Source organism: Vibrio sp. Vb0304, from assembly GCF_033338995.1.
Lineage (GTDB): Bacteria > Pseudomonadota > Gammaproteobacteria > Enterobacterales > Vibrionaceae > Vibrio > Vibrio alginolyticus.
The window spans coordinates 1-1,228 of the sequence record NZ_JAWOTT010000200.1; the positions used below are offsets into that span (position 1 = coordinate 1).

Consider the following 1,228-nt stretch of genomic DNA (forward strand, 5'->3'; position numbering starts at 1 on the left):
CACTCTGGTGCAATTTCGACCTGCTTTTTTAGCTTTATACAATGCCGCATCCGCCAGTTTGATGACTTCAGCAGGTTCTCTTCCGTTTCTACTGTCTGCAGCACCAAAGCTCGCCGTGACGAATACCGATTCTCTTTGCATGTCTTCGGTACCTCGGTTTTGCTGGCCTTGCTTGTGATCGTCAGGGCGAGAGGCTTTGTCACGAAGGATCATTTCATATTCAGCGATAGCTTTACGAGCTTCTTCTATATATTGGCGACAATCTTCAACGTTTTTTCCCTTGAAGACCATGGTGAACTCTTCGCCGCCGAAGCGATAAACCTTTGCACCACCACGTGTTTTCATCAATCTTGAAGCCACCATTTTGAGCACATCATCGCCGATGTCATGCCCGTACGTGGCGTTAAATTTCTTGAAGTGGTCGACATCGAGCATTGCAATTGTGAATTTTCTGCCCATGTGTTTTAGATCTAAATCTAATGCTCTGCGGCTTGGAATCTGCGTTAGGCTGTCAGTAAACGCAAGTTGGTGACTCGCCGAGGTTGAATAGATGATGATGAGCAGACCAGTAAGCGTAAACATAGTGCTGGAAATGTACTGCACATCAAAGAAGATGAATGTTGCGGAAGCCAAAGCCATTGCAGAATAGGTCATCGCATGGATGATTTTGTTGGTTTTCAGCAGCAGAATACCAAGAAAGCACACAATACCAACACAATACAAAACAAGAATAAACGGCAGCTTAGATACGCTAGGCACAATGAACAAAATGCCGCTGGTCCATTGCTCAAAGCCACCATCAACGTAATAAGCCAAGATGATGTAGGACCACAAGATGAACATCACCAGCATCAAAACATAGATGAACATGGCTTTTGAATCGAATCCATCTTTGTTGAACAGAAAGACCGTCAAAAAGGAGACAGGAAGCAGGGTAGCGAGAATAGTGAGTTCTAATAACGCGGTTCCGCTGTTTAGAGGGACTTGCAATCGATGCTGAATAACAAAGTATGCCACCAACATGGATAAACAGACCATTGACTCTCTGCCTTGCTTAAAGGAGTAGCAAAGCACGAGCGCACAACCTAGCAAGATATAAGGTAGGTTTGCAGCAATACCCCAGTTGGATTGAGTCATCTGAATGATGTTGCCCATACCAACACTCACCATACCTAATAGTGCGATCGGGAATAAAAATCTAAAGCCTGATGACGTCATTAAAGATGAG

General features: G+C 44.5%; 1 protein-coding gene. It reads right to left on the minus strand.

Annotation, left to right across the window (positions count from 1 at the left end; all coding sequences use genetic code 11):
• A partial coding sequence (locus tag R7P35_RS24970) for a GGDEF domain-containing protein (RefSeq protein WP_318093071.1) occupies positions 1-1,228 on the minus strand: 1,228 nt, incomplete at both ends.